This window comes from Rhizobium sp. CRRU65 (assembly GCF_048551595.1).
GTDB lineage: Bacteria > Pseudomonadota > Alphaproteobacteria > Rhizobiales > Rhizobiaceae > Rhizobium > Rhizobium leguminosarum_J.
This window is the reverse complement of sequence record NZ_JBLYZH010000013.1, coordinates 98,142-121,888: the sequence shown is the minus strand read 5'-3', so window position 1 is coordinate 121,888 and position 23,747 is coordinate 98,142. Positions and strand designations below refer to the sequence as shown.

19 protein-coding genes are annotated in these 23,747 nt (G+C 61.0%); 6 read left to right on the top strand and 13 right to left on the bottom strand.

Features of this window, described 5'->3' with window-relative positions; genetic code table 11:
• Positions 1-12: 12 nt before the first annotated feature.
• The 4 genes from ACM5SV_RS24425 (at position 13) to ACM5SV_RS24410 (ending at position 7,108) form a co-directional block, all read left to right on the top strand.
• The gene (locus tag ACM5SV_RS24425; protein WP_221963575.1) at positions 13-1,659 is read left to right on the top strand and encodes an acetolactate synthase large subunit; all 1,647 of its coding nucleotides are present in this window, start codon (positions 13-15) and stop codon (positions 1,657-1,659) included.
• 1 nt (position 1,660) lies between these two features.
• Complete coding sequence (locus ACM5SV_RS24420) at positions 1,661-3,052, top strand: aldehyde dehydrogenase family protein (RefSeq protein WP_221963565.1); 1,392 nt, start codon at positions 1,661-1,663, stop codon at positions 3,050-3,052.
• A gap of 307 nt (positions 3,053-3,359) precedes the next feature.
• The gene (locus tag ACM5SV_RS24415; RefSeq protein ID WP_017996153.1) at positions 3,360-4,484 is read left to right on the top strand and encodes a metallophosphoesterase family protein; all 1,125 of its coding nucleotides are present in this window, start codon (positions 3,360-3,362) and stop codon (positions 4,482-4,484) included.
• The gene (locus ACM5SV_RS24410) at positions 4,481-7,108 is read left to right on the top strand and encodes an AAA family ATPase (protein ID WP_419425430.1); all 2,628 of its coding nucleotides are present in this window, start codon (positions 4,481-4,483) and stop codon (positions 7,106-7,108) included. Before ACM5SV_RS24415 ends, ACM5SV_RS24410 begins: the two co-directional genes overlap by 4 nt.
• 114 nt (positions 7,109-7,222) lie before the next feature.
• Here the strand turns inward: ACM5SV_RS24410 and ACM5SV_RS24405 are convergent, their stop codons facing one another.
• From ACM5SV_RS24405 to ACM5SV_RS24365, 9 genes are all read right to left on the bottom strand, one after another.
• Positions 7,223-7,498: a ribbon-helix-helix domain-containing protein gene (locus ACM5SV_RS24405; RefSeq protein ID WP_017996155.1), complete on the bottom strand. Its 276-nt coding sequence runs from the start codon at positions 7,496-7,498 to the stop codon at positions 7,223-7,225.
• 123 nt (positions 7,499-7,621) lie between these two features.
• Positions 7,622-8,890 (bottom strand): MGH1-like glycoside hydrolase domain-containing protein, encoded by a 1,269-nt coding sequence (locus ACM5SV_RS24400; RefSeq protein ID WP_003562415.1) that lies wholly within the window; start codon positions 8,888-8,890, stop codon positions 7,622-7,624.
• 19 nt (positions 8,891-8,909) lie between these two features.
• Entirely contained in the window at positions 8,910-9,968 is a 1,059-nt protein-coding gene (locus ACM5SV_RS24395) for an ABC transporter ATP-binding protein (RefSeq protein WP_003562416.1), read from the bottom strand.
• 13 nt (positions 9,969-9,981) lie between these two features.
• Positions 9,982-10,839, bottom strand: coding sequence for a carbohydrate ABC transporter permease (locus tag ACM5SV_RS24390; protein ID WP_419425429.1), 858 nt, complete (start codon positions 10,837-10,839; stop codon positions 9,982-9,984).
• Complete coding sequence (locus ACM5SV_RS24385) at positions 10,836-11,687, bottom strand: carbohydrate ABC transporter permease (RefSeq protein WP_012755684.1); 852 nt, start codon at positions 11,685-11,687, stop codon at positions 10,836-10,838. The genes ACM5SV_RS24390 and ACM5SV_RS24385 overlap by 4 nt, the downstream gene beginning before the upstream one ends.
• 72 nt (positions 11,688-11,759) lie before the next feature.
• Positions 11,760-13,034, bottom strand: coding sequence for an ABC transporter substrate-binding protein (locus ACM5SV_RS24380; protein ID WP_221970990.1), 1,275 nt, complete (start codon positions 13,032-13,034; stop codon positions 11,760-11,762).
• Between the two features lie 42 nt (positions 13,035-13,076).
• A complete protein-coding gene (locus tag ACM5SV_RS24375; protein WP_012755682.1) occupies positions 13,077-14,087 on the bottom strand; it encodes a LacI family DNA-binding transcriptional regulator in 1,011 nt (336 codons plus the stop codon).
• Between the two features lie 146 nt (positions 14,088-14,233).
• Positions 14,234-14,557 carry an antibiotic biosynthesis monooxygenase family protein gene (locus ACM5SV_RS24370; RefSeq protein WP_003562421.1) on the bottom strand — a complete coding sequence of 108 codons (324 nt, stop codon included), beginning with the start codon at positions 14,555-14,557 and terminating at the stop codon, positions 14,234-14,236.
• A gap of 166 nt (positions 14,558-14,723) precedes the next feature.
• A complete protein-coding gene (locus tag ACM5SV_RS24365) occupies positions 14,724-16,259 on the bottom strand; it encodes a sensor histidine kinase (RefSeq protein WP_003562423.1) in 1,536 nt (511 codons plus the stop codon).
• A 360-nt stretch (positions 16,260-16,619) separates the two neighbouring features.
• Between ACM5SV_RS24365 and ACM5SV_RS24360 the strand changes: the two genes are divergently transcribed.
• Positions 16,620-18,434: a putative bifunctional diguanylate cyclase/phosphodiesterase gene (locus ACM5SV_RS24360; protein ID WP_222051626.1), complete on the top strand. Its 1,815-nt coding sequence runs from the start codon at positions 16,620-16,622 to the stop codon at positions 18,432-18,434.
• A gap of 84 nt (positions 18,435-18,518) precedes the next feature.
• On the top strand, positions 18,519-19,478 hold the full coding sequence (locus tag ACM5SV_RS24355) for an HD-GYP domain-containing protein (RefSeq protein WP_221963546.1): 960 nt from the start codon (positions 18,519-18,521) through the stop codon (positions 19,476-19,478).
• A gap of 181 nt (positions 19,479-19,659) precedes the next feature.
• Here the strand turns inward: ACM5SV_RS24355 and ACM5SV_RS24350 are convergent, their stop codons facing one another.
• From ACM5SV_RS24350 to ACM5SV_RS24335, 4 genes are all read right to left on the bottom strand, one after another.
• Positions 19,660-20,406, bottom strand: a complete 747-nt coding sequence (locus ACM5SV_RS24350; RefSeq protein ID WP_041935772.1) for a GntR family transcriptional regulator — start codon at positions 20,404-20,406, stop codon at positions 19,660-19,662.
• A gap of 171 nt (positions 20,407-20,577) precedes the next feature.
• Complete coding sequence (locus tag ACM5SV_RS24345) at positions 20,578-21,708, bottom strand: sugar phosphate isomerase/epimerase family protein (protein ID WP_221963544.1); 1,131 nt, start codon at positions 21,706-21,708, stop codon at positions 20,578-20,580.
• A gap of 88 nt (positions 21,709-21,796) precedes the next feature.
• The gene (locus ACM5SV_RS24340) at positions 21,797-22,669 is read right to left on the bottom strand and encodes an amino acid ABC transporter permease (RefSeq protein WP_017996160.1); all 873 of its coding nucleotides are present in this window, start codon (positions 22,667-22,669) and stop codon (positions 21,797-21,799) included.
• A 5-nt stretch (positions 22,670-22,674) separates the two neighbouring features.
• Positions 22,675-23,607 carry an ABC transporter substrate-binding protein gene (locus ACM5SV_RS24335; protein WP_221990555.1) on the bottom strand — a complete coding sequence of 311 codons (933 nt, stop codon included), beginning with the start codon at positions 23,605-23,607 and terminating at the stop codon, positions 22,675-22,677.
• Positions 23,608-23,747 lie beyond the last annotated feature (140 nt).

The window sequence follows — 23,747 nt, the reverse complement described above, 5'->3', positions numbered from 1 at the left end:
GGGCACACATCCATGACCAAAGGCTCCGATCTTCTAGTGGCAGCGCTTGAAAACGAAGGTGTCGACCGCATTTTCGGCATTCCCGGCGAAGAGAACCTCGACGTCGTCGAATCCATCCGCAAGTCGTCGATTGAGCTCGTGCTCACCCGGCATGAACAGGCGGCGGCATTCATGGCCGCGACCTATGGCCGCCTGACTGGAAAGCCCGGCGTCTGCCTGACGACGCTCGGGCCGGGTGCCCTCAACCTCTCGACGGGTGCCGCATATGCCTTGCTCGGTGCGATGCCGATGGTGATGATCACCGGTCAGAAGGGGATCCTCTCGTCCCGCCAGGCACGTTTCCAGGTGGTCGACGTCGTCGCGTCGATGAAGCCGCTGACCAAGCTCGCAAGGCAGATCGTGTCGCCGCAGATGATCCCGACGACGGTCAGGGAGGCGTTCCGCATAGCCCAGGAGGAAAGGCCGGGTCCGGTCCATCTCGAGCTTCCGGAAGATATTGCGGCTGAAGAATGCCAGGAGGTGGCGCTGATTGCGCCGCATCAGCTCGAATTGCCGACGGCAAGCGACGCGGCTCTCGACCGCGCCGCTGCACTCATTGCCGCAGCCAAACGTCCGCTTCTGATGTTCGGGGCCGCCGCCTCTCGTCCACGCTCGACATCGGATATTGCGCAGTTTGTGATCCGTACGCGCATTCCGTTCTTTACCACCCAGATGGGGAAGGGAACGGTTCCCGGCGGAACCGAGCTTTATATGGGCACCGCCGCGCTGTCGGAGCGGGATTATGTCCATGAGGCCATCGAACAGGCCGACCTGATCATCACGATCGGCCATGATACCATCGAGAAGCCGCCGTTCATCATGGGCAAGAGCGGCCCGAAGGTCGTCCATATCGGATATCAGCCGGCGACCGTCGAGCAGGTCTATTTCCCGCAATCCGAAGTCATCGGCGACATCGGCCCCTCTCTGAAGGCGCTGGCCGATCGCCTCGAGGGCAAGCTACCAAACGCGCAAGCGCTTCTTCATCTGCGCGAGCGCATTCTCGAGCGTATCGCCACGCGGGCGACGGAGGATCGCTTCACGCCACAGCGGCTGGTTCACGATATAAGAGAGGTGATGCCGCATGACGGCATCCTGGCGCTCGACAACGGCATGTACAAGATTTGGTTCGCGCGAAACTACCGGACGCGGATGGCGAACACGCTGCTGCTCGACAACGCTCTTGCGACGATGGGAGCCGGGCTGCCGTCTGCGATGGTTGCCTCGATGCTCTACCCGGAGCGGCGCGTCATGGCGATCTGCGGTGACGGCGGCTTCATGATGAATTCCCAGGAACTCGAAACCGCCGTCCGGCTGAAACTCAATCTCGTTGTCCTCGTGATCGAGGACAATGCCTATGGCATGATCCGCTGGAAGCAGGCGGTGGACGAGTTCCCGGATTTCGGGATGACTTTCGGCAATCCCGACTTCGTGAAATATGCCGAATCCTACGGCGCCAAGGGAACCAGGGTCGACGATATCGGCCAGTTCAAACAGGTTCTCGAAGAGGCGTTCGCCGGAGGCGGCGTCCATCTGGTGAACGTTCCTGTCGACTATTCGGAGAACGAACGCGTGCTGGTGAAGGAGCTTCGTGAACGGCTCCCCCAGATATTGGAGGCCTGAGATGCCGCTTGCCATGAAGGTCTACCAGGCGTTCGACCGCGAACCGATTGCAGAGCTGCCGGCCGATGACGCGGCCGCACTCGAACGCAAGCTTCAGATCGCCGCCAACGCCTTCGCCGATCGCGACGGCTGGCTGCCCGCGCATCAGCGGATGGCCATCCTCAGAAAGGCGTCGGCGCTTTTGCAGGAGAACCGCGATCGTTTTGCGATGATGATCGCCCGTGAAGGCGGCAAGCCGCTGACGGATGCGATCATCGAGGTGACGCGCGGGATCGACGGCCTCCTCAATGCGGCGGACGAGCTGCGCAATTTCGGCGGCAAGGAAATCCCCATGGGGCTGACTGCGGCCAGCGCCAACAGATGGGCTTTCACCACCAAGGAGCCGATCGGCGTCGTGGCGGCGATCTCGGCCTTCAACCATCCGCTCAATCTCATCATCCACCAGATCGCGCCGGCGATCGCGGTCGGCTGCCCGGTTATCGTGAAGCCGGCGGCAACGACGCCGATTTCCTGCATCGAGATCGTCAAGCTGTTCTGGGAGGCAGGTCTCGATGAGCGCTGGTGCCAGACCCTCATCACCGAGGACAACGCGCTTGCCGAAGCCTTTGCAACCGATCGCCGCGTCGCGTTTTTGAGCTTCATCGGTTCCGCCAAGGTCGGCTGGTACCTCAAGGGCAAGCTGCCGCCGGGGACCCGATGCGCGCTTGAGCACGGTGGAGCGGCACCCGTCATCGTCGACCGCAGCGCCAATGTCGATGCGATCGTCGGCACCATTGTCAAAGGTGGCTATTATCACGCCGGGCAAGTCTGCGTGTCGGCCCAGCGTCTCTTCGTGCATGAAGATATTCTGGCTTCCTTCACCGAGGCTCTCGCTGCCAGGGTGGCAGCTCTGCATGTCGGCGATCCCACGCTTATGCAAACCGAGGTAGGGCCGCTCATCCTGCCACGCGAGGCAGACCGCGTCGCCGCCTGGATCAAGGAGGCGACGGACGCCGGAACCAGGCAGATCGGCGGCGGTCGGATGTCCGAGACGACACTTCTGCCTTCGGTTTTGCTGGACCCGCCTACTGAAGCGAAAGTATCCATGCTCGAGGTCTTTGGACCGCTGACCTGCGTCTACGGCTACCGCGACCTCGACGAAGCGATCCGCATTGCCAACTCGCTGCCCTATGCCTTCCAGGCGAGCGTCTTTTCCGCCGACATAGCGGTTGCTCTCAGGGCGGCAAAACATTTGGATGCATCGGCCGTTCTCGTCAACGACCACACCGCTTTCCGCACCGATTGGATGCCTTTCGCCGGACGCAGACAGTCAGGATACGGCGTCGGCGGCATTCCCTGGACGATGGAAGAAATGGCCGACGACAAGATGGTGGTATTCAACCAGGTGACTTAGGGGCGGCGATCATGGGATCAACCGTTCGATTTCCATCGGCAGGTAAAACCCTTGGATAATAGACGATGCCTTCGCCGCGTGGCGGGTCACCGCGTCTGCCTAATTCTTGCAGGGCTACGGGATGGGTGTCGTGCACCGCTCAAAATTAGACAAACATTGGATAACTGCTTGCTCGGCCAGGATGGACTTGCCTCGCCCATAGCCGGGAGGCATGGTCTGCCTCGGAACAACGGAATCATGAAACTGTGGACGAGAGGTCCTTGGCCATGCTCGAAAGCTCGCGGCGCATCGCAAACATGGCTGATTAATGTTTTCCTTCCTGCACAGTTCGGACCTTCATATTGGCAAGCGATTTGGCAATCTTCCGGAGGATTTGAGAGGGCGCCTGCGCGAGGCGCGGCATGGTGTCATCGCCAGGCTTGCCAGCGCGGCACGAGAGCATGGGACGGATGTCATCCTGCTCGCCGGCGACACCTTCGATACCGAGACGCCGACGCCGGCCGTGCTTCGGCAAGCGCTTGGTGAGATGGCCCGGAATGCTTCGCTGCGCTGGGTGCTGCTTCCGGGCAATCACGATTCGCTGCTGGCGGACCAACTCTGGAGTGCGGCGCGCGGCGTGGTGCCCGACAATGTCATCCTGGCGACGGAGGCGGCGCCCCTTCCGCTTGAACCTGGTGTCATCCTGCTGCCGGCGCCTTGCACGACCAGGAGGCCGGGCCGCGACCTGACCGAATGGATGACGGGTGCTGCCACACCTGATGGCTCTATCCGCATCGGCCTCGCCCATGGCCCCATCCAGGAATTCTCGGAGGATGCCACGGCCACCAACGTGATTGCGCCGAACCGCGCGGCGCTGGCCGGCCTCGATTATATGGCTCTCGGCGATTGGCACGGATCGGTAGCGGTGGACGCCAGAACATATTACAGCGGCGCTCCCGAGCCCGACCGTTTCAAGCATGACCGGCCGGGGCAGGCGATGGTCGTTTCCATTGCCGGGCAGGGAGCGATGCCGACGACGACAGCGGTGACGACCGCCAGCTTTTCCTGGCAGACATTACAGCTTCCGCTGCTGGCATCGGAAGACGGTGTTGAAGCGCTGAAGGCCGCGCTGCCGGAACCGTTCGCGCGGCGACAAACCCTGTTGCGCGTCGCGCTGTCCGGCCGTGCCCGGTTGAACGGGCGGACGGCAATGATCAGCCTGTTGGAGCAGGTCGCGCCGGAATTTGCACATCTGGAGATCGATACCGACCTTCTGGGGACCGACTGTGAGAGCGATGATCTCGAGACCATCGACCGAGCCGGCGCGTTGCGCGATGCTGCGGAATTGCTGCTTTCCGAAAGCCTCGACCAATCCCGCTCCGGCGATGACAGGGGCGTGGCGCGCGAGGCATTGATCCGCCTGTTTTCCTATTGCGAGGCGATTGATCGATGAAACTTAACGCTCTTCGCCTTCACAATGTCAAACGCTTCGCCGGCCGCGGCATATCCGTCGAAGGAATCGCCGACGGCGTCAATGTGCTGAGCGCCGCCAACGAACATGGCAAATCGACCTGTTTTGAGGCGCTGCATGCTCTGTTCTTCCAGCCGCACAGCGGTAATCCAAAGAGCGTGCAGATGCTGCGCCCCTATAGCGGCGGCAATCCGATCGTCGAGGCCGACATCACGATCGAAGCCGGCCGCTACCGCCTGACCAAGCAGTTCCATAGCGGACGGCGCGCCAGCGTCACCGATCTCGGCAGCGGCCGGATCGTCGCCCAGGCAGACGAGGCCGAGGCTTTCATCGGCGATCTCATTTCCGGCGGAACTGCCGGCCCGGCAGGCCTGCTCTGGGTGCGCCAGGGCATCACCGGCATCGAAAATCGCAGCAAGAGCGAGGAAGAGAACGACAAGCGGGTGCGAGAAAGCCTGCTGACTTCGGTGCAGGGAGAGGTGGAGGCGCTGACGGGCGGACGGCGCATGTCGGCGGTGCTCGAAGCCTGCGAGGATGAACTCAATCGCCTGGTCACCGCGACGCTCCGGCCAAAGACCGGAGGCCGCTTTGCCGCCGCGCTCGAGGAGGGTGACCGGCTGCAGGCGGAGGAGGCGCGGCTGGCCAAGGAGGTGGAGATGCTGCACGGCGCGCTCGATCGCCGCCGCTCAGTGCAGGCGAGACTCAGCGAACTGGAAAACCCTGATGAGGAGGCCGGCCGGAAGACCGCGATTGCCAATGCCGAGTCGGCGCTCGGAGCTGCTAAACTGCATGACAGGGAACTCAAAGCGCTCGATGCCGAGGCTGCCTTGGCCGCCAGCCGCCGCGACGACGCGCAGCAGGCATTCGACCGCTTCCACGCAGCATTGAACCGCAGCGGCGAACTCGCGCGGCGTTTCGCCTTGGCGGAAAAGGACCTTTCAAATGCAGCCGAGCGACGCACGGCATCGCTTGTTGAAAGCGAGGCTGCAACGGCGGAGGTTCAGGCGGCCGAAGAGGAGGAGCGGGTAAACCGCGAACTTCTCGCGCGGATCGAGGCAGCGCTACGTTCACGCCACGCCGCAGAGCGCTTGGCCGAGGTCCGCCTGCGTCTCGAACAGGCGGAAGCCGCGCGCCAGCAGATCGAGGATGGGGATGCGGCGCATGCATTGCTCGCCATTCCAGCCGATGCCATCGAACGGCTTGAAGCGCTGGACATCAAGATCGTCGGCTTGCGCGCAGCCGCCGAAGTCGGCCTTCCCACGCTCCGGATCGATTACCTGAAGGACGTCTCCGGATTGGTGAGCATGGACCGCCAGCTTTTGATTGGCGGCGAGGATAAGAGCTTTGCCGGGATGGCGAGGCTCGACATAGCAGGCGTCGGCACCCTGACCATCCATTCCAACCGGCAGGCCGATCACAATGGGGCGCTGGAGACCGCGGAAGCCATGCGCCAAACATTGCTTGCCAAGCTCGGTATCGACAGTCTGCGGGCGGCGCGGCAGCGCGAAATTGCCGCGCGGAACAAGCAGGAGGAACTGGTGCGGGCGCGCCAGCGGCTCGCCGATCTCGCCCCGAATGGCATTGACGCACTTCACCTCGACGCCGCACGCTTTGCCGAACTCAGCCAGGGTGCGGTCGAACTCGACGCCAACCCGGAAGAGGTGCGTGCCGGTCTCGCGGATGCGACACGGCGCATCGAACTGGCGCGCAACCGGGCGCGGGAGGCGTCAATGATGCGCACGGAAGCCGGCGAGGCCATATTGCGCGCGCAGACCGAGCACGCCAGGCTTGGCCAGGAACTCGAGGCCATCGAAGCGGTCATCGGCCCCGAGTCCGGCCGAACTGAATTGCAGCAGGACCTCGCCATAAAACTTTCCAGCGCCAGAGAGCAGGTCGATGCTGTCGAACTTCGGGCCGCGCCTTTGCGCAGGACAGGGCGGGACCTCGCAGGCGCAGAGGCTGCCCTTGCCAGGGCGCGCTCGGTCGCCGACGCCGCAGGCCGCGAAATTGCCAGGCTCCGCGAAGAGCTTGCTGATCTCGGCGGTCAGATCCGTACCCGTTCGGACAGTGCGCTGGAAGAAAACTGGTCGGAAACGCGCGATTTTCTGGCAGCGGCGCGCGAACAGGTGAAGCGTTTCGAGACGGAGGTCGGCGTGCTCGATCGCTTGCGCAAGGCGCTGACGGCGACGCGCGCGGCGGCGCGTGACCTCTATCTCAAGCCGGTCATGAGCGAACTAGCCCCGCTGCTCGGCCTGCTGTTCGACGACATCTCGATCACCTTCGACGGCGACACCTTGCTGCCGCAGATCGTGCGCCGCAACGGTCTGGACGAAGATGTCGACCGGCTGAGCGGCGGCATGCGGGAGCAGCTCTCGGTGCTGACCCGCCTCGCATTCGCCCGGCTGCTTGCCCGCGATGGCCGGCCGGCGCCTGTCATCCTCGACGATGCGCTTGTTTATTCCGACGACGACCGAATCGAGCGGATGTTCGATGCGCTGCACCGCCAATCGCGCGACCAGCAGATCCTCGTCTTCTCCTGCCGCCAGCGCGCCTTCGCCAAGCTGGGCGGCAATGTGCTCACCATGCAGCCGTGGCAGCCGGATTAGGGAGAGGTCCTGAGCCGCTGAAACTTCAATCGCAGTTGGATGAAGGTTCGGGTGCAAGCTTTCGAGGTCGTCGCTCGCCTTGGGCGCAAATGACGTTGTAGTTCATGCCCTGCGCTATTTCTTGGCGTGAGCGGCCATACGGGCATCGAGCCGCCGGCCGACGTCCTCGGCAGAAAGGCCGCGCTCGGGGTGGGCTTTCGTCTCGTCATAGGTAGGCACGACCTCGTCTCGCAGCCATTTCTCAACGGCGGCGTCGCGGGCGGCCAAGGTGCGCAGGCCGTCGCGGATGACTTCGCTCTCGGTCGCATATTCGCCGGAGCTGACTTTGGCCTTCACCATCTGCGCCATTTCCAATGGAAGGGTGATGGTGAGGGGTTGGGTTGTACGCATAGTGTGTGTCCTCGGTTATCTCCTTATAACAAAGTGTATGATTAAATCATACACTTTACATTTAGGCGACCTGGAGGGGTTAAGCCAATCGTAGAAACGGCTTAGTTGGGCGCGGCTCTACACTCAGGCGAGGACGACGCCTCGCTCAAGCCATAGATAGGCGGCAGCCGTCCAGGAAAAGCCGAGGCCACCGCAGCCCTGGCCGGTGACCGGGTCGAAATATTCGGCGAAACCTTCCGTTTCGATCGCTGCGATGGTGGATTGCCGCAGCTCTTCGGCGACATCCGCGTAGCGATTGCGCTTAAGGCCGTCGATCAGCAGCCAATTGATGATCGCCCAGGCGGGGCCGCGCCAGTAGCGCTTCGGCTCCCAACTGGCGATGCCGGGTTTGGTCGTGGGGAAGGCAACCTTGAGATCCTTGGACCAGGCCTTCATTTCGGAGACCAGGGCGTCCGCAACCTGCTTGTCGAGGTCCAGCGAGAGGAGGGGGATGAAGCCGGCTTGCGTGGCGGCTTCGACATCTTCGCCGGAGATCAGGTCGCGCGAGACGAAGCGGACAAGCTCCGGCCGCCACTGGGCCATTATCGCCTTGCGGCTGCGGTCGTTGAAGGCAGCGATCTCGATCGCGTCATCGGTCCGCCCAAACAGGCGGGCAAGGTGTTCCAGATCTTCGCCCGCCTTGAGCAGGATTGCGGTCGTCTGGATCTCGGCGACCTTGAACGCCGCCTTTTCCCATTGCCGCGCCGGATCCCAGCCGCAGGCGGCATAGGTATCGACGAGATGGATGAAGCGGCGGTAATCCTCGTCGCGCGGGCGCATATCGGCATCGACATGACCGGTATCCTTGCGCACCACAGGCGTATCGGTATTGGTCGGCACTCGGGCGAGCGCGATGTCCCAGGCGGGAGAATTGTCGCTGCCGCTTTCCCAGGGATGCAGGAGTGCTATGAGCCCCGTGCCTTCAGGGTCGCGCGCCGAATACCACCAGCGATGCCATTTCAGCGCCGCCACGTAGAGGGGCAGGGTGCGCGCTTCGCCATCCTTGCCGGCGGCTTCATGCAGCTTGCGCAGCGCAATCGCAAAGACCGGCGGCTGGGTTATGCCGGAGGTCGGGATAGCGTGTCTCGTGCGCCAGACGTTCGGTCCCGGGAAGTAAGTATCGCTTGGCGCATGGAAGACGATATGCGGGATCATTCCATCAGCCCACTGGCCCTCGACCAGCCGCTCCAGCTCGCGATAGGCGCGGTCGGTATCGTAGAGCGCAAAGCCCATGGCAACGAAGGCCGAATCCCAGTTCCACTGGAACGGGTAGAGCCGGTCGGTCGGCACGGTATAGCCGCCGCGATCGTTGGCGGCGAGGATGCGCTTCGCCTGGTCGGTATGCATGTTCATGTCGGATGCTCCGGTATTCTTAGGCCAAGAGGGCCGGAAAGGACTTGCCGCTTTCGGGTGAAAGCCAGGTGATGCGCTTCTGGTCGAGCTTCAGACCGATCGTGTCGCCGCTCTTTACGGTCTCCGAGGCCGGCAGGATGACGCGCACCGGCTGGTCGTGGATCGAGCCGGTCAGAAGCAGGTGCGAGCCCATCGGTTCGGCAACGCGCACCCGCATTTCGAGACCCTGCGGCAGCGGCGCGAGTTCGACGGCTTCGCCGCGCAGGCCAAGGATCACTTCATTGCCGGACCCCCGCGGCGCGACAAGCTGTACGGCGCCTGCCGCCACCTGGCTGTTTGTCACCGGCACCTTGATGAAATTCATCGGCGGGTTGCCGATGAAGCCGCCGACGAAACGTGTCGCCGGGTGGTTGTAGATCTCGACCGGATGGCCGACCTGTTCGACCACGCCGCCATGCATGACGGCAATGCGGTCGGAAAGGCCCATGGCTTCGGTCTGGTCGTGGGTGACGTAGATCGTCGTGGTGCCGGCCGATTGCAGCACCGTCTTGAGTTCGGTGCGCATTTCGAGGCGGAGCAGCGCGTCGAGGTTCGAAAGCGGCTCGTCCATCAGCAGAACCTTCGGTTCGACGGCAAGGGCGCGAGCGACCGCGACGCGCTGGCGCTGGCCGCCGGAAAGCTTGTTCGGGTAGCGGTCGAGATATTGCTCGATATGCAGGAGGCCGGCGGCCTTCTCGACCTGCGCCTTCACCCTGGCGTCGTCGGCCTTCTGCATCCGCAGTCCGAAGGCGACGTTCTCATAGACCGTCATGTGCGGAAAGACGGCGTAGTTCTGGAAGACCATCGCAAGGCCGCGATCCTTGGGAGGCAAGCCGATCACCGACTTGTCGCCGATGCGGATATCTCCCGATGTTGCGGTCTCGAGGCCGGCGATGATGCGCAGCAGCGTGGTCTTGCCGCAGCCGGACGGACCGAGCAGCGAGACGAATTCGCCGTCGTTGATCGTCAGCGAGACCTCTTTCAGCGCCTGGAAGGCTCCGAAGCTCTTGCGGATGCGGTCGATGACAATGTTGGCCATATCTCTGGTCCCGTTATTTGGAGGAAATGCCCCAGATCGCGAAGAGGTAGCGCCTGACCGCGAAGATGAAGACAACCGATGGAAGGATGAGCATCAGGCCCCCGGCAAAGCGGTAATGCATCGGGCTTTCCGAAAGCACGGTCAGCAGGTAGGCGGTCAGCGTGCGGTTGCGCACCGTCAGTACCGAGGCGGCAAAAACCTCGTTCCACGAGATGACGAAGGCAAAGACGGCGGTCGCGACGATGCCCGGCAGGGCCAAGGGTGCCACCACCTTGAAGAAGGCCTGAATGCGGGTGCAGCCGAACACCAAGGCGGCTTCCTCCAACTCCTTGGGTACCCCGAGGAAAATGCCCTGGGTGACGAGTGCGGCAAAAGGCAGCGCCAGAACCGTATGGATAAGGCCGACGCCGAGGATCGTATCGTAGAGGCCGAGCCGGATGAAGGAGACCGTCAGCGGCAAGGCCAGGATCGCCAGCGGAAAGGCGCGGGTCAGCAGCACCAGAAGGCGGTAGCTGTCCTTGCCGCGGAAATCGTAGCGGGCGAGCGCGTAACCTGCCGGCGCGCCGAGCAGGATCGAAAGCGCCACCGTGATGGCGGCTGCCCCCAGCGAATTGAGGAAGGACTGGACGACGCCTTCGGTCTTCAGAAAGAGAAAAAAGGGCTCGAGCGATATGCCGGCGGGAAGACCGGTCTTCGGCCAGACATAGACGCCCTGGCGACCACCGAGCGCCCCGAGCGCCACCAGATAGATCGGCACCAGCACCCAGGCGCATAGGGCGGCGATGCCGCTCCACAAAAGCCAGCGCCGTGAGGAGACGAAGCTGGCGGCTTTAGGGGTGTCTGTGGTCGTGCTGATGGTATCCGTGGTCATGGCAGGCGCTCCGGATCGACCTTCAGGGCTTTGAGATAGATAAGCGTGGCGGCAAGCGAGATGATCATGATCAGCACCGCGTAGGCAGCAGCGACGCTGTAATTCTGGTTCTGGTTTTGCCAGTTGTAGGCCTCGCCGACGAGGACCGGAAAATTGCGCCCGCCGAGCGCATAGACCACCGCGAAGACCTCGAAGGCGAGCACGGTGCGCAGGATCAGCGCCGATTGCAGCGCGGGGCGGATCAGCGGCAGGGTGATGCGCCAGAAACGCGTCCACGGACCCGCGCCGAAGATTTCGGCGGCTTCCTTGAACTCCTTCGGCACCTGGTTGAGGCCGGCAACGATGATGACCATGACGATTGCCGTGCCGCGCCAGATTTCGGCAACTGCAATCGCGATGAAGAGCGCGACCGGCGTCTGGTAGGAGAGCCAGCTTGCCTGCCGGCTGATGATGCCGAGGCCGAAGAGCAGCGAATTCAGATAGCCGGTATTTTGCAGGATCGACAGCCAGACGAGACCGGCGGCGAGATCGGAAATGCCGAGCGGGATCGTCCAGATCCACAGGATCGTCTCGCGCCCGCGGCCGACCTTGGCGACCATCGTGCCCATGGCCAGCGCAAGGGCGATCTGCACCGGCACGACCGCGATCGTCAGCAGGAAGGTATTTTTCACCGAGCGGGTGAAGTTGATGTCGGTGACCATGCGCTCGGCATTTGCAAGCGACGGCGCGCCATTATCCGACACCGCCAGCCAGATCGTCTGCACCAGCGGCACGACAAACAGCAGTGCCAGGAAGGCGACGGATGGCAGGATCAGCAGATAGGGGATCCAGGGTCGGCTATTGGTCATCGGCTCCCGCCTCGACGAGCAGAGGGGTGAAAGAGCGTCCGGGCATTTCGCCCGGACGCTTGCTAAGTGGGTTTATTGAACCGGGCAGGGGCCGTCGCTCTTGGCGTCAGGCGCCCAGCAGGCAGCCTTGGTGTCGGTCATCAGCTTGGCCATCGTCGCGCCCTGGGCCTTCAGCACGTCTGCAATGGGCTCGTTCTGCAGCACGATGCGCTGGAAACTGTCCATGTAGACCTTGTTGAACTCGCCGCCCTTGTCGCCGAGGCCGACCGGGAGCAGCGAGATGACCGCGTCCTTGGAGGCCTGGGTGGCGGTGACGGCACCGGCGAGCAGGGCGACGCCGGCATCGAGATCCGGCGGCAGCTTGACGTTGAGGGTCGGGAAGAAGCCGACCTTGGAGGCGGTCAGGAGCTGCGTGTCCGGCATGGACAGGTGCTCGATGATTTTTTCTGCGCCGGCCTTGTCAGGCGCGCCCTTCGGAATGGCGAGACCGGCGACGACTGGCATGTAGCCGCGGCCCTTCGGACCGGCGGGAGCGGGGAAGACCACATAATCATCCGGTGCGGCGGAAATGGCATTCTTCAGCCGGGCGATGTGGTCCCAGGCAACCATGACTTCGCCGGCCGCGAGCGGCTCCTGCATGAAGTCGTAGCTGGTCGAGTTCGGTGTCACATAGGCCCACAGCACCTTCAGCTTCTCCCAGCCGGCGGCCGCATCGGCACTCTGGAAAGTACGCACGACGCCGCCTGTGAAGGAGGGATAGAAATAGCCCTGGAAATAACGCGCCATCAGGCCTTTCGGGCCGGCGGGAAAGCCGATCTGCGGCTGGCCGGTTGCGTCCTGCATATTCTTGCCCCACTCGATCAGCTGATCGTAGTTCAGCGCGTTCACGTCGGCGCCGGCAGGCAGGTATTGCAGCGCTTCCTTCTTGGCGGCCATCACATAGGTCGCCTGCATCCACGGGATGTACTGCTGGGTCGACTTGCCGAGCTTGCCGAGATCGAGCAGCGACTGCGGCATGCCGCTCGCTGCCAACTTCTTGGCGAGATCGTCAAGCGGCTCGAGCGTGTCCTTGTCGGCGAGCGGCGAGAGCTCGCCATGCAGTGCACCGACGAGGCTGACGGTGTGCTTGCCGGCCTGACGCTCGGCTTCCATGCGCACCGCAAACTGCGGCGGCTCCTCGACCACGTAGTCAACCGAGCCGACGTCCTTCAGGAGTTCCTCGCGAACGACGGTCGCCTCCTCGATCGGACGAAGCTGGGTGGATACGAAAACGGTCTGGGCCAGCACCGGCGAGGCGAAGGCCAGCACCGTGGAAGCCAGAACTCCAAATGACATGATATGTTTCATCTTCTCCTCCTTCATTGTTCTTTGTTTGAGATGCACGGCTGTCTATGCCGCCTTGGCGGGACGGCGATGGCTGTCGCGATCGACGAATTCGATCGCGTGAAGCTCCTGGAGTTCTTCGGCAGGTTCGCCGGCGATGGCGCGCAGCAGCAGCGAGGCGAAGTTCGCGCCGAGGTTTTCGCCGGTCATGCGCATGGTCGACAGCGGCGGGCTTGTGAAGGCGCCCATTGCCAGGTCGTCATGGCCGACAATGCTGATCTGGTTGCCGCCATCGACCTCGCGTAGCGCCCGGAGCGCTCCGATCGCCATTTCGTCGGTGGCGCAAACGAGTGCGGTCGGACGCGAGGGTTGGCGCAGAAGTTCGAGTGCGGCGAGATAACCGCCCTGTTCCAACGGCGCGCCTTCGGCGCAGAGGTCGGTGGCAAGGCCGCATTCCTCCATCGCCGCCCGCCAGCCACGGCAGCGGTCATGTGCGAAGTAATATTCCTGCGGGCCGGCGATGTGGCCGATACGGCGGTGGCCGGCAGCATGGAAGCGCAGCGTCGCGGCTCGAAAGCCGGCAAAACCGTCGCCGTCGATATAGGGATGGGACAGCAGGCTTTCCGTGCGGCCGTTGGTGACGAAGGGAATGCCGCGCGACTGCAGAAATTCGACGCGCTCGTCCTTGCGTTTGGTGCGGACGAGAAGCATGGCGTCGACGCGGCGGCCATCGACGAAGCGGCGGCAGATGTCGAGTTCGCTCTCGCCGCGCGGCACCGGCGCAATCACCAGATTGAGGCCGGCAGCGGCAAGGTGTTCGGCACAGCCGGACAACATATCGAGGAAATGCGGAGGACCGATATGGCCAGGATCGCTCGGCAGCGTGACCGCAACCAGTTCGGCGCGCTGCCTGCGGAGGCGCCTCGCCGAAGCATTCGGCCGGTAGCCGACCTTGTCGGCAGCCTCTCGAACCCGTTCGCGCGTGGCGGCCGACACATCGGCATAACCATCGAGCGCCCGCGATACCGTGGTGATCGACAGTCCCAGCGATTGCGCGAGCTGTTTGAGATTGGCCAAGATCTTCCTCCCGAATTGAGAAAAAGATTCTCCAAAACGTTTTGGGAGTCAAGCCAAAACGTTTTGGCTCCATGAGAGGCGCCGGAATCCATGATTATCTTTGGATTAGCGGAAGGGCGCAAGACTCGAAAAGCGGCCAAGGATTCTCAACGCAGATTGGGAGGGACCACTATCTTGTGTATCTGGATACGCTCCGGAAGTTCGCACAGCAGTTCTGCATCTCGCGCCAGATGATGAACCTGCTCCGGATCACCTTTCGTAAACGCCGTCATCGATTGCATGTCGGCCCAGTAGGAGATCGTCGTGAACCATGTTTCATCCTTTCGATCTTCGCGTAGCAATTGGACGCCGAGCGCCGTCTTAAGCAGTGGCGGAATTCCCTCAGCGCGATTGTAAGCCTCGTATTCATCGGCAAATTCCGGCTTGGTGCGGCCACGCCAGATACGGGCTATGGTTGGAACATTCGTCATGTTTTGCTCCCAGTGACATCTGAACGAAGCAAGCCGACGGCGAGGAACAATCCCGCACGAGCGGCAGGCCATCTGGAAAATGTGTCGCTCCAACCCAATGAAAAGTGCTCCCGACACGGCGGGATAACCCAAGGCTTGCTTTGGGCAGGGAGGTGGCTTCTCTCGCTCAATCGGCAAGCTTGAGTGTTGCCGTAAACTGCGTCCCTTCCAGGCGACTATATCTCGCCTCGCCATGCAGTTGATTGACGAAGGCTTTAATCAGCCGCGTCCCCATCCCGGCGCTGTCCGATCGACCATCGAATCCAATCCCGTCGTCAGCGACGGTAAGTTGGGATTCCTCTCCTTCGGTCACGTGCAGCATGACGCGAATGTTTCCGGATGCTCGGCCGTCGAACGCGTATTTCATGCTGTTGGCAATCAACTCGTTGAGCAAGAGGGCAAACGGCGTTGCCTTGTCGGCTGCAATCACGATGTCGTCGATTTCAAAGTCGACGGAAACGGCGCGGCCATGGACGTCGACGAGCGTCCTAACGAATGATGGAATGAACTCTCGAGCAGATATTCCGCTAAACTGGTCGAAGCCGTACATCTGCTCGTGAACGGCAGACATCGCAGAAATGCGCTCATTTAATTTTTGAACAGCCTCCGGTTCAAAACCCTGCAAGCGCAGCAGGGCCATCACCGTCTGCAGGTTGTTCTTCACTCGATGGTGTATCTCGCGCATGAGCGTTTTATTTGACCGCAACGCATCCGCAAGCTGCTTGGTGTGCAATGTGTCTACCTTGATCAGGTTCTGAATCCACAATGCAGCGGCCAAAGCGCCGACGAGGGCGAAAGCGACCAACAAAGCCGCGATTTTTGCATCCTCCCAAAAGGGCTGCATGATCACATGGATATCTGCCGAAGCAATGGCCACGAAAGGGGTGCGTTCGAGGATTCGGTATCCAACCAGGCGATCGTCATCATCGACTGGCGACACGGAGCGATATGTGCCTGATGTCGCCTTCCTCATATAGTCGGTAAACAGCTTGTGGTTTCGCATATCGACTGGTCCGGCAGGTTCCGGGTATCGGGCGATAAGTTGCCCGTCGCGTCTTATGAGGCTGACAATCGAGTTCTCGCCTATCGCCACCGCGTCCCATATTGGCCTTAGGATGCTCGCGTCGAAGGCAATCACGGCGACGCCGGCGAACTCGCCATTTCGTTCCAGCCTGCGGCTGAAGACGAATATCTGCCGCTGGGAAAGGCGGCTGATGATCAGCGGCGATGTATATTCGTCAGCACCGTTTCTCAGCCGAACGAAGTAGTCGCGATCCGTAACGTTGACCGGCCGGATATCGCGATCATTTGAGTAGAGCGTTTCTCCAACGGCTCCGATGACATAGGCAGTCGCCTGAGGAGGAAGGTCGTAGACGGCAGCGTCGAGATCGCGCACGCGATCCGGCCCGGGCAAAGACATACTCGGCCCCAGAGCATCATCAATCCGGTGCAGGGTCTCCCGGGCAAGGGAATTCAACCAGTTCGCGTTCGCTGCAACGATTTTGGAAGCCGCGCTGACACGCTCATCGCCCCGGCGAACAGCTGTCTCGTAACTGGAAATGAGCCAGAGCGACAAAAGGGTGGTCAGTGACAGAAACATCAGCGCGATGATCGCGAGCGATGCTTTTCCTACGGAGCCAACGTATTTATCGCCACCGATCATCTTTTAGGCCAATTTCCATTTGTGCGGCGACAGCCAGATGGTGACATTGCAACGCATTTAGAACCATATCCGATAAGCTGATTTCTGACTCTCGAAAATTATGCCGTGCTCCCGACTCGGCGCCCTCAAGAGCGCGACTGAGGATTGCATTTCATAACCGTCTTTAGAGAACGATCGTGACATCGGTCAATCTCACTCCGAGAAGGAGGTCAGAATGCTGGAGAGCTTTCGCACGCGAAGCTCGCCACGACAGGTCCCAACCGATCATTCGGCGTCTATTCGATCAAAATCTAATCAACGGCGTAACCTGATTTGAAAGTCGGTTTGGTAGGCAGGGGTCTCCTTCCGGGAAGTGACGTTATGATCCTTGAGTTGCAGAATGCCATTCTGGAAATGATTGCCAAAGGGGAACCGCTGGCAGCAACGATCGAGCAACTTTGCCTTAAGGTTGAGGCCGCCGTTCCTGGAGTCATCGCTTCGGTGCTGAGGTTCGACGGAAGCCGTCTCCACACACTTGCCGGACCTTCCCTGCCGCCTGACTACTCAACGGCTGTCGACAATCTTCAAGCCGGTCCTCTTGCGGGCTCCTGTGGCGCTGCTGCCTATTTCGGAGAAGCGGTCGTTGTCACCGATATTGAGACCGATCCTCGTTGGCAGGATTTCAAGTCTCTGGTGCTTCCGCTGGGGTTGCGGGCTTGCTGGTCCAGCCCAATCAAGAGCGGCGGCCGGGTGATCGGCACCTTCGCCTTCTACTATCGAGACCGCCGCGGTCCGAAGGTCGTCGAACGGGACCTCGTCGAGGCTTGTGCCCATCTCTGCACGATCGCCATCGATCGCGAAGAGCGGGTGATGGAACGTCAGCGGCTGACATACAGCGACGCTTTGACGGGCCTGTCGAATCGCGCTCGTTTCAACCAGCTTCTCGCCGAAGAGCTGCCTCGATCCCGGCGCGCCTGGGGCATCTTGCTTGTTGACATCGACAACTTGAAACTCGTGAACGACACGTTCGGGCACGCAGCCGGCGACGCATTGATTCAAGTGGTCGCAGACCGGGTCGCCACGACAGCAGGCACCAAAAACACCTTTAGGCTCGGTGGAGATGAGTTTGCTGTCATTGTGTCGGGCGACAAAAACCTTGATCTGAAGGCGAGCGCGACCGACATCCTCACAGCACTGTCTTCTCCTTCAACCTGCGACGGTCATGTCGTCTTTCCCGCCGCGACGATTGGCGGCGCGTTGGCAGAGACGGAAACAAACCCTGACCAGACCCGCCAGAACGCCGATGTGGCGCTCTATCATGCAAAAGAACACAATCGCGGCCGGTACGTGCAACACTATCCCGGCCTGGGCACCGCCCTGACCAGACGCTTCAGGGCGGCTCGGGACGTGGGCGTCGCCCTGAAAGACGATCGGATCGATGCGCATTACCAGCCGATCTTGCGCCTGGATACGCGCGAAATTGTCGGTTTCGAAGCCTTGTGTCGAATGACCACGCCTTCCGGCGAAATCATAGCCGCAGCGCATTTCCATGAGGCGACGAAAGACGCGCATATTGCTGCTGAGCTGACCGAACGGATGTTGCTGAGGGTTGCGAAAGACATCCGCAGCTGGCTCGCCCGAGGCCTTCCTCTCCAGCATGTAGGCATCAACCTGTCCGCGGCAGATTTTCGTGGCGGTAATCTGCAAGACAGGCTGTGCCGAATTTTCGGGGAAGCGCAGGTTCCCCTCAAGCACATCATCCTCGAAGTGACGGAATCGGTTTATCTCGGACAACGGGACTATGTCGTCGCGGACGAGATAAAGGCTCTTCGGTCCAAGGGCTTGCGGGTTGCCCTCGACGACTTTGGCACGGGTTACGCGTCTTTGACCCACCTGCTGACGGTGCCGGTCGACATCATCAAGATCGACAAGTCCTTCATCGACCGCATGGTGCCGGGCGACGCTGGGACCTTCATCGTTGAGGGCTTGATCGGAATAGCTCACAAGCTGGGAATCCGGGTCGTCGCAGAGGGGATTGAAACAGAACCCCAAGCTGCTCAATTGAGCCAGCTCGGCTGCAAGCTCGGGCAGGGCTATCTATTTTCGAAAGCCGTCGATCGAACGGTTGCCGCGGCCTTTTTAGATCAGCATGGACAACGGCTCAACCAAGACAAGACCCGTGCCGGAGCCCTATAGCCTGAGCGAGGTTTTCGCGCTCGAGCCGGCCCCGGATAGCTGAGACAACGCTTGAATACCAAGATCACTTTGAACGGATCAGAGATGCGAAAACGGATACATGTCAGCCAATTGCGGGTCGGAATGTATGTTGAGGACGTCGAAATTGAGGGAGAAGACAGGACACGCCGGTTCAAGCCGTTCCTGATATCGGCCACCGGTCAGGTCGAGAATTTGATGGCAAGCCGCCTCATGACTGTTGTTATCGACGTCGGAAAGGGCGCGGATGTCGATCCGGGCGGGGCACAGGACATCGACCGGGCTGCGTTTGACGCCCAGCTTCGTGCCGTGTTTTCGGCCAAGGATATCAAGCAGGCGAGGGAATGCGTCGAGGATACGAGACCGCAGATCCGTCATATGCTTGCCCATGCCAGGATCAAAGCCTCTTTCGCCAGTGATGCGGCAAGCGCAGCTGTGGAGCGGATCATGTCGGCAGCCTTCGACAATGCGGGTGCGCTGATCGCAGTCGCCAAGCTGAAGGAAAAAGATGAGCTGACGTTCCTCCACTCGCTGGCGGTTAGCGCATTGATGATCACCCTGGGGCGCAGCCTCGGTCATGGAGAAGAGGATGTGCGGGTATTGGGACTGGGTGGACTGGTTCACGATCTTGGAAAAATGGCGCTTCCGGACGACATCTTGACGAAACCCGGTAAACTGACGGCCGAGGAAATGGATCTTGTGCGCGGGCACCCTCAGCGGGGATATGAGCTGGTTTCCCATGTCGCCCATGTCCCGAAGCCGGTGCTCAACATCTGTCGCTACCACCACGAAAAGTTCGATGGCTCCGGCTATCCTGGTCGCCTCGCCGGAAAGAAGATCCCTTACGTCGCCCGGCTTGCGGCGATTTGTGACGTTTACGAAGCGCTGACCACCATCAGGCCGTATAAGCGCGCCTTCTCACAAGCAGAGGCGATCAACATGATGATGAATTCGCCGGGCCATTTCGATAGCCAGCTTCTTTCCGCATTCGTGTCAAAAATGGTGATCAGCGGCACGCTGCAATAGATCCGTCATTTGCCATACGGCGCGTCGCACCGGCCAAACGTCAATTGCAACTCCGCTCCGGATCGGCGGTCATTTCGGCAGCAGGGCCGGGGTCACAAGAACCGATCTCCATCTCGTCGGTTTGATTCCCATCAAAGCGAACATTGATGGGCATATCTTATTCGGAGAGCGACGTTCGAAACTACGAGAAGTTCTCCAGGACAGCCAGGAACGTATGCCGATCACCGTGTCCTTCGGTGAGCCGCACTCGGCCCTCGATATCGGCCAGGTGATGGTCCATTAGTTGCTGAGCCTTCGCCAGGTCCTTGGCCTTCAGCGCCGCCACGATCATTCGGTGGTGGTCTGCGCCGCAATCGTCCTTACGCTCTTCTTCGTACAAGGACATGACGAGGGACAGGCGAGCGACGATCTTCGACAGCATTTCCGTCAAGACAGGATTTCCGGCGGTTTCGGCGAGTACGATATGAAATTTGCCAGACAGAACCGTCTTGGATTTCTCATCACCATGATGATGGATGTGCTCTTCTTCGTCGGTCAGTTTTTGCAGGGCATCGAGTTGTTCGGCCGTTGCCCGTGCAATAACGAGCTCCAGCAGAAGTCCTTCAAGTTTTCGGCGGGCTTCGAACAGGTTCTTGGCCTGGGCAATGCTGGGTTCGGCAACAAAAGTGCCGCGGTTTCTCTTTCGCTCCAGGAGGTGATCACTTTCGAGAACACCGAGCGCGCCGCGTACGACCGTGCGGCTAACGCCAAAATGCTCCGCTATCGCCTCCTCCAGGATTTTCGTGCCCGGCTTTAAGGCGCCTTCACCGATAGCTGCCGCCAGCGTGGCGCGAATGCGCTCGGAGACGTCGTCGTTGTTGTCGGCGCTATCGACCGCCCCAATGGACGCGGGTGGCGCCTTGACGCTTTGACGGCGCGTCTTCCTTATTGCCTTCACCACTTCAAGCCTCGGTAATGTTTTGCGTCCAGTTACTCGTGCACCGAATATCCGTTCGTCGTAATTATTTCTATAAGAATGTTTCTGCGCAACCACTGCATTTTGATAGAAATCCCAATTGAAGGCGCCGACAAAAATATCCGCCCGCGCTATCTTCAAAGGCTAGGCTGCCTTTTGTTCTTTTGCCGGCGGGGACAAGGTAATACCCTTTTCGGCGCAAATAGCCTCGATGTGGCGGGCCGACTGCTTGATGAAACCAATCGCCTCGTCGAAACCGTAGGATTGCACCTCATAGGTCGGGTAGCCGTAGCGGCTGCTCTCATAGGCTTCCCAGTCGAGAACCGCTCCGGAGGCGACCCGCTTTTCATAGGCATCCACCATCGCCATGTAGGCCGCAAGCTCATCCGCCGTCAGGTCCGGGTGGCCAGCTCGCCAGACCGGATCGTCGATCTCGATGCACTGGCGTGGATTGGCCTTGCGAGGCTTGTCGGCGACAGACTGGGCAACCTCCAGCGATAGGTTCAGCGCGGCGTTGGCGTCGCTGAGAATGGGAAGGATCGCGGCGAAATCGACAATGCCGCCGCCAACGGGTCTGGTCTGGAAATCGAGACCACCCGGAGCGCGGCCGACATAGGCATCCTTGATATGGGTCTGGCGGATATAGGGAGCCAGCCGCTTGGCGGCGAAGACCGGATGCTCGCCCCGCTGCAGTCCGTTTGCCGTGTCGAAGACGACGCCGACGCAATCGGCGCCGACCTTCTCGATCAATCGCAGGATCTCGAAGGAGGTGATCTCGTCGTGGGTTTCGATGTTCATGTGCGCGCCATTGGCGCGCGCGACGGGCGCCAGCTTGCGGAGGACCTTTTCGATCCCGATCAACTGCTCTTCCCAGGTCACATCGGTGCGGAAGCGGTCATTGGCCAGCCGGCCGCGATATTCGCTCTTGAAATTGCCCGGAGCAACCCAGAGCTCATGGCAGCCGATCGCGGCACTTGCCTCGATCATGCGCGTGAAACCGGCAATGATATCGCCGCCGCCGGCTGCCCGCAGCGCCGGTTCCTCGGCGCTGCAATAGGGATTGATCTTGCCGATGCCGCTTTCGAGATAGAGGCCAAGGTCGTCGGCCTTCGCCCTGATGTCGCGCAGCAGGCCGCTGTCGAGATCGGGGCTCATGTCCAGCGCCGTACTGAAGAAAATGCCTGCGAGCCCAAGTTCCTTGACGTGATCGAGGCTTGCCAGAGGCCCCCGCTTCTTTGACTCGGGCAGCTTTATGCTGTCGATTCCCAATTTCATGTCATGCTCCTCTGCTGTTTCCTGATGGGGCGCGCTGCACTGGCGACCCCTTCGTTGTTGATCTCAATTCACGACGATCGATCCGCGATCACGCCCGTCCGGGAGCACGAGGCTTCTCTGCTGTCCGGCCTTTCGGAACGAGACTCTTTTCGAGATAGTGCTGGCCTATGGATGCGACGGTCGTGATGGCGAGGTACCAGATCGAGGCGACGAACAGCAGTTCGATGACGAGGAAGTTCCGGGCGTAGATTGCCTGGGCCTGCGTCAGCAGATCCTGCATGCCGATGACCGAGACGATAGCGCTGGCCTTCAGCATGCCGATGGCCTGGTTCCCCGTCGGCGGCACGATGATACGCGTGGCCTGGGGCATGATGACGGTGAGAAAGGTCTGTGTCTTTTTCAGCCCGAGCGCCGTTGCCGCTTCGCGCTGGCCGCGATCGACTGCGACCAGGCCGCCGCGGATGATCTCCGACATGTTCGCAGCTTCATGCAGCCCGAGTGCGAGGAAGCCGGCCAGGGCCGGCGTCACCAGATCGTTGATCGAAATGGTGAAGCTTCCCATCCCGACCTGCGGGATGAAGAGGGCGATATTGAACCAGAAGAAGATCTGGACAATCAACGGCACGCCGCGAAACCACCAGACGAAGCCGGCGGCGATCACCTTGAGAACCGGGTTCTGGCTCGTCGCCATCAGCGCCAGCAGGCATCCGAGTACGATGCCGAACACCATGGCGCCAGCCGTCAGTTCAAGCGTCAGCAGCACGCCGCGCAGGATCGAAGGATCCACCAGATAGCGGGGGATCTCGGACCACTGGATGCTCTGGCTCTGCCCGACGACGAGCGCAAAGAAGGCCAGCGCTGAAATCGCGATGGCACCGGTTGCGATCTGTCCCCAACGCATCGGTCTTCCGACCGATGGCGCAAGGGAGAGCGATATGGGTGACGCTTCAAACAGGGCCATCGGCGTCAATCCGCAGGCATGTTGGCGGCATCATTGACCTTGACGGTCTTCACGGCCAGCGGTCCGAGGCTCCACTTCTTCATGATGGTCTCGTAGGCGCCGGAGTCCACCATCTGCTGCAAGGCGGCAACGACGCTGTCGCGCAGCTGCGGATTGTCCTTGGCGGTCAGCATGCCGAGATAACCGACGGCAAGGCGGATATCCGGCAGCGCCTGCAGGCCCTTGCCGTTTCCGGTCTGGTGTTCGGTGGTGTAGACGCTGGTGGCGTAACCGTTGACCGTGGCGTCAGCCCTCCCGGTGCGGACGGCCTGCAGCACATCCGGCATTTTCGGAATCGACATGATGTTGACCGGGGTCGCGCATTTGGCCGATGCCGCCTCGACCATCTTCGCCTGGAAGGTACCGACGGGAACGGCGACCTTCTTGCCGCACAGATCCTCCAGGCCCTTAATGGCGAGAGGATTGTCCTTGATCGTCATGATCGTCGTCGCGTCATACATATAGTCGATGACGTCGACCTGCTTTTCCAGCTCCGGATCGTCGTTGATGCCCGAGATCGAGAGGTCGAAGCGCTTCGCCAATATGGAGGGCACGATTGCGGCACCTGCGCCGACATCGGTCATCTCAACATCGAGGCCCAGGATGACGCCGAGTGCGGCAGCAATATCGGCATCGATGCCGATCAGCTTGCCGTCTTCGCCGTGAAAGCTGATCGGCGGCGTCAGGTCGGTCGCGACCTTCAGCACGCCCGATGACTTGATGGAGGGCGGCAGCCCGTCGGCCAGTTTCTGCGTGAGGACGACACCGGGGAGCTTGGCGACATCGGCATCAGGCGTCATCTTCTCAGCGGCACCTCCGGCGGCATAAGCAGAGGCCGCGATCAAAGAGACCATCGCTCCGGCAACCCCGGCCTTCAAGATTTTATGAATGCGCATCATGTGATCCCCTTTCATTTTTGTACCGGTGCATTCTCGGGATCGTCCATGCAATCGCCGTGCCACCTGCAGTGGCGCGTCAATAATTATCTGATATCAATAGGATTTTTGTTGATGACGACATTTCTGATAGAGTTTCGCAA